Source organism: Micrococcus sp. HMSC31B01 (genome assembly GCF_001816085.1).
Classification (GTDB): domain Bacteria; phylum Actinomycetota; class Actinomycetes; order Actinomycetales; family Micrococcaceae; genus Micrococcus; species Micrococcus luteus.
The window spans coordinates 1-10607 of the sequence record NZ_KV824986.1; the positions used below are offsets into that span (position 1 = coordinate 1).

5 protein-coding genes and 2 pseudogenes are annotated in these 10607 nt (G+C 63.5%); 1 reads left to right on the top strand and 6 read right to left on the bottom strand.

From position 1 onward, the window contains the following. The 6 genes and pseudogenes from HMPREF3105_RS02710 to ychF form a co-directional block, all read right to left on the bottom strand. Positions 1-438: pseudogene (locus HMPREF3105_RS02710) on the bottom strand (hypothetical protein); the annotation flags it as partial. Between the two features lie 85 nt (positions 439-523). Further along, positions 524-3856 carry a type I restriction endonuclease subunit R gene (locus HMPREF3105_RS02715; RefSeq protein ID WP_070708722.1) on the bottom strand — a complete coding sequence of 1111 codons (3333 nt, stop codon included), beginning with the start codon at positions 3854-3856 and terminating at the stop codon, positions 524-526. Beyond that, a complete protein-coding gene (locus HMPREF3105_RS02720; protein ID WP_083325276.1) occupies positions 3853-5106 on the bottom strand; it encodes a restriction endonuclease subunit S in 1254 nt (417 codons plus the stop codon). The genes HMPREF3105_RS02715 and HMPREF3105_RS02720 overlap by 4 nt, the downstream gene beginning before the upstream one ends. After that, positions 5103-6653 carry a type I restriction-modification system subunit M gene (locus HMPREF3105_RS02725; protein ID WP_070708724.1) on the bottom strand — a complete coding sequence of 517 codons (1551 nt, stop codon included), beginning with the start codon at positions 6651-6653 and terminating at the stop codon, positions 5103-5105. Before HMPREF3105_RS02725 ends, HMPREF3105_RS02720 begins: the two co-directional genes overlap by 4 nt. Further along, positions 6650-8497, bottom strand: a complete 1848-nt coding sequence (locus tag HMPREF3105_RS02730; protein ID WP_083325277.1) for a DUF262 domain-containing protein — start codon at positions 8495-8497, stop codon at positions 6650-6652. The genes HMPREF3105_RS02725 and HMPREF3105_RS02730 overlap by 4 nt, the downstream gene beginning before the upstream one ends. Before the next feature lie 88 nt (positions 8498-8585). After that, complete coding sequence (gene ychF, locus HMPREF3105_RS02735) at positions 8586-9689, bottom strand: redox-regulated ATPase YchF (protein ID WP_070708725.1); 1104 nt, start codon at positions 9687-9689, stop codon at positions 8586-8588. Positions 9690-10109: 420 nt separating this feature from the next. Between ychF and HMPREF3105_RS02740 the strand changes: the two are divergent. Then, positions 10110-10568: pseudogene (locus HMPREF3105_RS02740) on the top strand (GMC oxidoreductase); the annotation flags it as partial. Positions 10569-10607 lie beyond the last annotated feature (39 nt).

The window sequence follows — 10607 nt, forward strand, 5'->3', positions numbered from 1 at the left end:
GGCAAGAACCTCATGACCCACAACATCTAGCATCGCGGACTGCTGGCTCGCGATTTGCTTGAGCATCGACTCGATCGATGGGCTGACTCCGACGCCCTTCAGCGCCGGGAAGTCGATCATCGGAGCCGTGAACGTCGGTACGCTCACCACGATTGACGCCACCTGCGACTGGATCCGCTCGCTATACGGTTCGAGCGCATTCTTCACCAGCGCGTCGTAGTCCGGCAGCGCCGACTTCATCTGCTCTCGGATAGGAGCGAGCATCTTCGCGACTGCGGCATCCATGCTGGGCATCAAATACTGCGCGAACCTTGGCGGCAGTCGAAGCCTCGCCCCGACGTCCGCAGCAGAGTCTCGGTCTTGCTCGCTCTCCGAGTTGCGCTCCCTCTCTTGGGCAGGCTTGAGATCGTCCTCTCGATCATCGTCGTCGCGTGTCATGGCACTCTCCTCGTTGCCGCGCTCGCGCAAACAAATGCTGCATCATCGAGGCCGTTGTCAGCACTCTCAGAAACCCTTGCGCACTTCAAGTCGCTGAGTCAGTAGCACCCAACTGTGCAGCAACGTGGGCGGCGAAGATCGGGTCGTCGTGGATGCGGGCGACGACGTCGTCGGCGATCTTGTCCACATCAAGAGGCCCGTCTGGGCCGTCGTACTCCACCGACTGCGCGGGCCACTGGAAGTCGATCCGCGGGGTGTATGCGCTCTCTCCGTCGTCGCCGTAGGCGGTGAGGACATGATCAAAGACAAGCCGCACCTTCGAGGAGAAGATGTCGAGCGTGTAGGGAGTCTCGGGCAGCTCTTGGTCTAGGACTCGTCGGATCGTGCTATCGACGTCATTCATCACGTCGACCTTGCGACGCCAGTCCTGGACGAGCTTCTCGTGGAGGTGCACGAGAAGCTTCTGGGCGCTGGCCTTGACGGTCTCACGCTCCTCGTCAGTCAGGACGGGATTGGGTTGGGTGAGCAGGTCGAAGATCGCCAGCTCCTCCTCTGTCAGATCCTCGCGAGCGGATCGCTCCTCCTCATGGGTCAGAGTCTTCGACAGCTCGATGAGGCGGCGGAGGTACTCGTCGATGTTCACACTGCCCGCGTTGTAATCATTGATGAGCTGTTCGATCCGCTCCACAAGTTCGTATCGGGTCGGGTTCCGCGTCGCCGATGCGATGGCCTGCTGGCGCAACAGCTGCGCCAGTCGGTCGGTCTCGGCTCGTTCCCGTCCGGCGAGCTTCGCCGACAGACCTTCGAAGTCGATCTGTGACAGGTCAATGAGCGGATCGGGTTTGGTCCCCTCGGCAGCGGCTCGGATGACATATTCCTCGGCACCTACGGAGCGGTCGAGCAGTGCGTCCACCGCATCCATGACCGAACCGAGGTCCGCCTCGGCCGGCCGTGTGACCTCCGCGATGCGCTCGGCGAGCACCCTGATCGCTGCGACGTTGCGTTGCTGCGCAGCAGCCTTGGGGTCGGGCAGGAGGGCCTTGAAGAGCTTCCGCACCTGGCGTGCCTTCTGCTGGAAGTCGGTGCGTGTGCCCTCGTCGACGAGCAGCGCCTCGACAGCTGCGTCGCGCTTGGCGACGTGGTCGAATCCTTCGGCGTCGCGCATCGCAGCAAGGTCGACTCCGACGCCGGTGCAGAAGGCGAACAGGTCGGCCACGGCAGCGTCCAGCTCGGCGGCGAGGGCGTCGATAATTTCGATCGGTGAGTCGCCGGCGTTCGCGGCCCCGTAGATCGCCAACGCCTTCTCCAGGTTCCGGAAGACACCGACGTAGTCGACGATCAACCCGTTGTCCTTCTCCGGGAAGACCCGGTTGGCCCTGGCGATCGTCTGCATCAACGTATGATTACGCATCGGCCGGTCGAGGTAGACCGTCGAGACACTGGGCGCGTCGAAGCCGGTCATCCACATCGCGCAGACGAACACGAGCCGCAGCGGGTCCTGGGCGTCCTTAAACTTCTCGGCCAGGTCCTCGCGGATCATCCGCTCGCGGTGCGGTCGGATGTCGAGGCCCTGTTCGTCAAGCATCTTCAGCTCGTTCTGGCTCTGCGAGACCACGACCGCCATGTCGGTGGTCTCCATGAGCTCGATCCGCGATGCCAGCCACGGACGCTCGAGCTCTGGCAACGCGTCATGCTCCGCCTTCAGGTCAGCCAGATGCTCGGTCCAGGCTTCGCGGACGAGGTTGTACATCCGCACGGCTGCGGCCTTGTCAAGCCCGACGTACATCGCCTTGCCGGTGAAGCCCCGGCCGACGAAGTGGGTCACGAGGTCCTTGGCGACCGTCTTCAGGCGCTCAGGACGTGTCAGCAGCGTGTATTGCGTACCGAACGCCCGAGCGAGCTGGCCCTCGGCGTCCTCGTCGAGCTCGGCCTCCTCGAGGAGTTCGTTGAGTTCCTCGGAGAAATTCTCGTTGACCAGCTGCAGCTCGGGAATGCGGTTCTCGTAGTACAACGGGACCGTCGCGCCGTCCTCGATCGCGTCGCGGAAGTTGTAGACGCTGACGTAGTCACCGAACTGCTCGCGCGTGGCCTGCTCCTCACCGGCGATCAGCGGGGTGCCGGTGAAGCCCATCATCGACGCGTTCGGCAGCGCCGTGCGCATGTTCAGCGCGAGAGTGTCGTACTGACTGCGGTGCGCTTCATCGGTGATCACGATAACGTCGGAGCGGGTCGAGAGCACCGGCATCTGCCGCTCCCCCAGTGCCTTGGACGGCTGGAACTTCTGGATGAGTGTGAATACGTAACGGTGGTCGGCTGCAAGCAATTCACGCAGGTGGGCGACGGACTGCGCGTGCACCCGGGCCTCTGGCGAGATAGCTCCGGCGTCGGCGAACTCACCATGCAGCTGAGTATCCAGTTCCGTGCGGTCGGTGACCATGACGAATGTCCAATTGCCCGGTACTTGGCGCAGCACCTTCTGCGTGAACCACAGCATCGACAGCGACTTGCCCGAGCCCTGGGTATGCCAGAAGACTCCCAGGCGCTTGTCCTGCTCAGCACGCGCCCGGTGCAGGTTCTCGATCGCGGCGTTGACTCCGAGGAACTGGTGGGATCGCGCGAGAACCTTGATCAGGCCACCGGGCCGCTCCATGTACGCGACGAAGTTCTCTAGTAGGTCTAGCAGAACGGACGGGTCACAGGTACCTCGAAGCGCAGTCTCCAAGGCGACCGCACCGCGGGTGCCGTGGGCGTCGATGACCTTCCAGTCGTTGAAGAACTCCCACGGCGCGTAAGTTGACCCGACCTTCGCCTGGCTTCCATTGGACAGCAACACGAAGCAGTTAGGGATGAATAGCTGCGGGATGGTGTCGCGGTAGTCGGTCAAGTTGTTGTCGTAGGCCGCCTTGACCGACTCGTTGGGCTCCTTGAACTCCATCAGCACTAGCGGTACCCCGTTGACGAACAGCGCCAGATCCAGCCGCCGGCTGTGCAGGTTGCCCTTGACCCACATCTGCTGCACCGCCAGCAAGTCGTTGTTCGATGAATCCTTGAAGTCGAGGAACCGTAAGGTCTCAATCTGCTTCGTGCCCTGGTCGTCAGTCCACTCCGCCAGATAGCCGTCACGCAGCAGGTCATGGACTTCCCGATTGGCGCGGACCCGGTCCATGGCTGTGCGGTCCTTCGTCAGCACCTCGATCGCCTCGTTGATAGCGATATCGGGCACGTATTCAGAGTTGATCTTGCGCATAGCAAGCCGCAGCCGGTGAACGAGCACGACATCACGTTGGGAGTCGCGCCCCAGGCTGCCCTCGGGTCCCAAGATCTCCTGGAAGGCGTCGACTGGAGTCCAGCCGAGCTCCGCCAGAAGCTCGATGCTCGGCTTCTCGACGTACCAGTACTCCGGGCCCGTGGGAGTCATTGCGCCACCTGCCTCGCGACCAACGCATCAAGGTCTAGCGTCGAGATATCGATCTGTCCTGTGACCAGCTTCGGCAGTAGGAGATCTCGGAGCGCGGCGAGACGGGAGCACTTATTGCGCAGCCTCCAGCTCAGATCGTGCATTGGAGACACCTTGTCAGCAAACGCCGCGTCGACGGCGACATCGGGGACGACAATCGGAGCTTCCTCAAAGTCCTTCGCTCGAACCGCGGGATACGCCGACCCGGTTGCACGCCCTACGAGCCAGTCTGAGAACGCTGTCGCCGATGTTGTCTCGAAGAGGAAATCCGGTGAGACCGTCGATGGGGTCAGCACCGCCAACCCAGTCGATGCGATCCAGTCGCTATCGGGAGCAACGAGCAGAGCGTGCGCTCTACGGTTGGGCCGCACGGTTGCCCATACAGTGTCGCCAGGGCTCACAACTCGACGAGCCCTGCCGGGTGCACTCGAGCCGCCAATAGCCTCCAGCTCGCCGATGTGGCGCTCCGAGAGAGCCGAGATATCGAGGTATCGGAATACCTCGTCACCACCTGGTTTACGAGAAGAGCCATTAACTGTGGCGATGGCGGCAAGGGGTTGGACCTCCCATCCATCGGGTATCAGACCGAGGGCGGAGTCGACCATGGGCACATCCTCGTGGCCGGGGTAACGGAACTTCACGAACCACTCGCGGTAGATGGCCCGCGCCATCTTCTCCAGCACCTCGATCCGCCGCCGGTTGTTCTCGATCAATTCGTCGATGGAACGAAGGATCGCTCCGATGCGTCGCTGAGTCGCCAGGGCAGGGACGGCCAGCTTGAAGGGTTTGATCAGTTGCTGACTCAGATTCTGCTGAGCGGCACCATGCGCGTTCCCGACGAGGCGCTCGCGGGCACCCGCAAGCGCGTAGTAGAGGAAGCGAGCGTCCGCCTCTCTGGGGTCGGTGACCATCGCGCAGATAGCCTGATTGACGGTCGCTTCGATGCCCAGCCAGCCCAGCTGGCCCACGTTTGCCCCGTACATGGCCAACAGTACGGTGTCGGGTGGAAGCAGTTTTGCGGAGGATCTCTCGAGTCCGGCCTCAGAGATGTGCTCCTCGGTCGTAGCGATCCGTGCCCCAATCAACTCCTGCGACTTGACCCAGGGAATACCTTCATCGGTATAGTAGTCGGCTCGCTTGCGACTGGGAGTCCCGCCACTGGTCACTCGAGAACACAGTGCCTCGACTGCTACCTCACGCCACTCGCTCATACTTCGAGGATCCCTTGAACTGCCGCGTCGACTTTGGTTCGCAGCACGTCGGCCTCGTCACTTAGCGTGGTGAACTCCTCGTGCAACGCAGCGAGATCGCCCATGAAATCGACATCGCTCTCGTCGACGGCGGCAGTGCCGGTATAGCGGCCCGGGTTAAGGCTCCAACCTTGGGCTTCGACCTCAGCTCGAGTGGCGACCTTGCACAGGCCACCGACGTCGACGTACCTCCCGTCGGGGAAGTTCTCGGCAACGAGGTCGGCGCTGCCATCGACTGTCTGTACGTCCTCGCCACGATAGAGACGGACGATGTTGGCGATGAACTCGATCTGCTCTGCGGTGAAGTCCCGGTGCGCTCGGTCGATCTGGCGAAAGATGTGCCGGGCGTCGATGAACAACACCGTGTCCTCGCGCGGGGTGCCGACCTTGGCCTTGTCAAGGAACCACAATGTCACCGGCAGGGTAACGGTATAGAAGAAGTTGGAACTAATCGCGACCATCACGTCCACGGTGCCGGACTCGATCAGTTGCTTGCGGATCTCCTTCTCAGAGTGGCCCGCGTCGCCTGCGGAGTTCGCCATGACGAAGCCGGCACGGCCGGTCGGGGAGAGCGCGGCGTAGAACTGCTGGATCCAGAGGAAGTTGCCATTGTCAGCCTTGGGCAGGCCGAACGGGAACCGCCTGTCACCGGCGAGCTGGTCCTTCTTGATCTTGTCTACGTTGAAGGGCGGGTTGGCCATCACGTAGTCGAAAGCACCCACGGCGCTGTGCGGGTCCTCGTAGTAGCTGTTGGCCTGCCGGATGTCCCCGGACAACCCGTGCAATGCCAGGTTCATCTTGGCCAGCGGGACGGTGTCGTCGGTCTTTTCAACACCGAGAATCGAGAGTTGACGGCTGGCCGACTCGTTGTGGCGCTCGACGAACTTCGCACACTGGACAAACATGCCGCCCGACCCGCAGGCAGGGTCGAACACGCGCCCCTGGAAGGGCTGCAAGATCTCCACGATGAGCCGGACGATGGAGTACGGGGTGAAGTACTCGCCGCCTCCCCTGCCCTCCTGCGCGGCGAAGTTGGACAGGAAGTCCTCGTAGATGAATCCGAAGGCGTCACCCGAGAGCTGGGTGGGCAACGGCGCGAAGAGTCGAAGCAGCTCGATCAAGGTCGAGCGCTCGAGCTTCCGGTACCCGCGCGGCAGGATGTCCTTCAGCTCCGGGTTGGCTGCCTCGATGGCATTGATCGCATCGTCGGTGGCCTTGCCGACATCTTCACCCTCGGGCAGATCTACCAAGCTGGACAGCCGCGACTCGTCGGGGACATAGAGCACCGACCTTGCCTTGTAGTCGGCGACCGTCGTTGGGTTCCGGGCACTGGCCTTCGCCTCGATCTCCCCTCGCACAGCCTCAAAGCGGCTCTCCGCGTACGCGAGGAAGACGAGTCCCAGGGCGGGGTCGCGATACTGGACCGGGGTGAGCTTAGAGTTGGCCCGTAGTTCGTCGGCAGCCGCCCATAGAGTGGCTCGAACCTTGGCGAGATCGACTGTCTTCACTTCTTGCCCCCAGATGTTAATCCGCTACGGAACTCCACCACATCACCATCAATACCTTGTTTGAGAATGGCCAGCGGGAAGCGTTCTATCACCCTCGCTGCCAGTTCTTCGGTGCGGTTCTCGATGTCGTCAGGGGTCCAAGACTCCCTCGTGGCCAGGTCAGCGTTCAGTGACAGTCCGTTTCGATAGCCGATGTGCCTGCCCTTTGCGTCTTGGCGGTCGCGCTTCTCAGGGAACGACTTGTTGCCGAGGTTGCTGTTATACGCGGTAATGGTGAGGTTGCCGAGCCTATGCTTGTGCTCCTCCTGAACCTGGGCAGCGACCTCCTCGCCCCCGAGCATCTCCTGCCACTCAGCCGGAAGGTTCTCGCCCTGCGGGAGGATGTGCTCGATCGTCCAGACGAAACGGTTCTTTTCCTGACGCCACAGGTCGACACGCGTCTCCTTGGTCATGGCGTCCTCGGCCAGCGTCGCGAGGACGAACCGGGCGACGTCGCTGTTCTCCTCGTAGATTCGCCCTAGGAGGCGGGTGCGGAACTCCTCGTCGGACACTGAGGCCGCGCTCAGCTTCTCCTCGACGATCTCCACCACATCGCCGCCTCGGGCATCACCCACAGCGTCGATGGTCGTCATAAACAGTTTCGCCAGTGCGTACGTCTGCGGGTATCCCGTGAGGTTGCGTCGGACAAAGAAGCTCGTGAGGCGGTCTACGACGGTCTCGATGTGTGCATCTGTCAGAACCAGATCGGACTGCTTCGATATCAGCCACATGAGGAGCACGTAGGACGGCGCGCCCTGAGCGCGCATCAGGCGCTGGAACGACCGGTCAAGGGTTGTCGGCTGATCGAGTTCAACGACGCAGTTGATTCGCCCGTAGATCTTGCTCGCCGTCACCAGCGAATCGACGACGCGTTTGAGGCCCTGCTCGAGGATTTTCTCGTAGACCCTGATCAAGTTGGACTTCGTGGCGACCGAGGCGTTTGAGACTTCGGGCAGCTCTGATTTGAACGCGTTGTAGTAGTGGCGGAGGAAGCGCTCCTGGGTGGAGTAGCTGTCACCGAGGCTGGTCAGCATGTCGTTCCAGTGCTTGAACGCCTCGTCGACGTCCATGATCTGCTTCTTCTCCGACTCGGCGAGAAGGTGGTTCTTGATCAGGTCCACCGGTGAGAGGGGCATCCCGCGGTTGTTCAGGGACTCGAACAGCACGAACGCGTCGGCGTGGTTGGCCACCTCAATCTTCACGATCACCGCCTGCAGGGCCGCCTCATGCACCCGCAGGGCCGCTTCCGGCTGTGTGATCTCCTCAGTCTCGGCGAGCCTCTGGATCGCGGAGCGGAAGTAGCGGTAGCACTTGGCAATCCTGCGGCTGGGGAAGTACGGCTTCCATTCTCCCTCCACCGGCAAGCCGGCTTCCTCGAGCACCTTGCGGAAGTCGGAGAGGTTGTGGCCCTGTTTCTGCGGTGTCACCCTCGGCTGCTGGTCTGCTTTCCGCACCAACTGCCGACCGAGGTTGATGACGTCCGTTCGTGTGTCCTCGTCGAGATCGTCGAAGTGCTCCTTGAGTACCGAATAGACGGCGGCCAACAACAAGGTGAGCGTCGTCAGTCGCTGCTGCCCATCGATGACCTGCAGGATGTTGCCCTCGAGCGTGTCCGTGGTCTGGTCGAGCGTGATGATGGTGCCCAGGAAGTGCGCGCCCTCGGCCTCGATGAGATCTTCGAACAGGTCTTCCCAGTGGGACTTATACCAGGAGTACTCGCGCTGGTAGGGCGGGATCCGGTACAGCACGTTGCCTTCGTGACTGAACAGCGTGTGCACCGGATACTGGTTGGCAGATTTGATCATCGAGGAGCCCCCAGCTCACACGCCCATATGTGGCTGACCTCTCCGTCGATGAAGTCGCGGACCCTGGCGTGCAGGTTGCGTGATTTTGTCACTTTTTACCTCCAGACGTTAGCCCAGTTCGGAACTCGACGACGTCCCCGTCCTTCATCACGTAGTCCTTGCCCTCCATGCGCACCTTGCCGGCGGCCTTGGCGTCGGCCATGGAGCCAGCAGCGATCAGGTCTTCGAAACTCACGATCTCCGCCTTGATGAAGCCGCGCTGGAAGTCGGTGTGGATCACGCCGGCGGCCTCCGGTGCGGTCGCGCCGACCGGGATGGTCCACGCTCGCGTCTCCTTCGGCCCCGCCGTCAGGTAGGTCTGAAGGCCCAGGGTGGAGAAGCCGACGCGGGCCAGCTGGTCCAGCCCGGACTCGTCCTGCCCGGCCATCTCCAGCATCTCGGCGGCCTCCTCCTCGGAGAGCTCCACGAGGTCGGACTCGAGCTTGGCGTCCAGGAACACGGCGTCGGCGGGGGCCACCAGATCGCGCAGCTCCTGCTGCTTGGCCTCGTCCCCCAGCACACCTTCGTCCGAGTTGAACACGTAGATGAACGGCTTGGCGGTGAGCAGGCTCAGCTCCCGCAGCCGGTCCATGTCCAGCTTGTCCTTGTCCTTCGCGGCGAAGATCGTCTCGCCCCGCTCCAGCACCGCGAGCGCGGCCTGGAGCGCCTCGAGGTCGGCGGGCTCCTTCTTCTTGCCCTTGACCTCCTTCTCGACGCGCGGGATCGCCTTCTCCACGGTCTGCATGTCCGCGATGATCAGCTCGGTGTTGATGGTCTCCATGTCCGAGGCCGGGTCCACCTTGCCGTCCACGTGGACGACGTCGCCGTCGTCGAACGCGCGCACCACCTGGGCGATCGCGTGGGCCTCACGGATGTTCGCCAGGAACTGATTGCCCAGGCCCTCCCCCTCGGAGGCGCCCTTCACGATGCCGGCGATGTCCACGAAGGACACCGTGGCCGGCAGGATGCGCTCGGAGCCGAAGATCTCGGCCAGCTGGGGCAGCCGCTCGTCCGGCAGGTTCACCACGCCCACGTTCGGCTCGATCGTCGCGAACGGGTAGTTCGCCGCGAGCACGGTCTGGCGCGTCAGCGCGTTGAACAGGGTCGACTTGCCCACGTTGGGCAGTCCCACGAATCCGATAGTCAAAGCCACAGTCCGGCAGTCTACCGGCGGGCCCACCGCGGCGGAGGCGTCCCGCACCGGCCCCGTTCCGTGGGCAGAACCGGCAGCCCCGCCCGGTCCGTGGGCAGAAAGCGCGCTCTCCCCTGTTCCCGGGGCAGAACCGGCAGGGTTTTCGCTTTCGGGGGCAGAAACCTTCGCTCTCCTGCCCACGGAACCCAGAGGCCCGGCGGCCACGGGGCCCGGCAGCCCCAGCCCCCGCCCCCACGCGCCCACGGAACCCAGAGACCCGCACCGCCCAGCACGCATCCCCGCCCAGATGACCGATCCGTAGGGTGGGCGGGCCGCCCAGACCCCGACGAGAGGAAGCACACCTGTGTCTGCCGACCAGAGGACGACAGCCGAGACCAGAGGACGACAGCCGAGACCGCGGGGCCACCGGGTCCACCCCTCGCCAAGTCCCGCGGCACCGTGCGCCTGCGCTCCAACGACTACCGGGACAAGCCGGCCGTGGACCCGCGCTACTTCACCGACCCGGAGGGCCATGACATGGCCGTCGCGGTGGCCGGCATCCGACTGGCCCGGGAGATCGTCTCCCAGCCGGCCATGGCGGAGTGGGTCGGCCGGGAGCTCGCCCCGGGCGAGCAGGCGCAGACGGATGAGCAGATCGCCGACGACGTGCGCCGCACCCACAACACCGTGTATCACCCGGTGGGCTCGGTGCGCATGGGCGCCGACGCCGACGCCGACGCCATGAGCCCGCTCGACGCCCGCCTGCGCGTCAAGGGCGTGACGGGGCTGCGCGTCGCCGACGACTCCGTGATGCCCGAGCACGTGACCGTGAACCCCAACATCACGTGCTTCATGATCGGTGAGAAGGCTGCGCAGCTGATCCTGGCCGACCGCTCCTGACCACCACGCAGATGCGGCGGGCCCCCGCTGGGGCCCGCC

Excerpts from the sequence above, each read along its gene's own strand:
- HMPREF3105_RS02730 (WP_083325277.1), bottom strand. The coding sequence starts at position 8,497 with ATGATCAAATCTGCCAACCAGTATCCGGTGCACACGCTGTTCAGTCAC.
- HMPREF3105_RS02715 (WP_070708722.1), bottom strand. The coding sequence starts at position 3,856 with ATGACTCCCACGGGCCCGGAGTACTGGTACGTCGAGAAGCCGAGCATC.
- HMPREF3105_RS02720 (WP_083325276.1), bottom strand. The coding sequence starts at position 5,106 with ATGAGCGAGTGGCGTGAGGTAGCAGTCGAGGCACTGTGTTCTCGAGTG.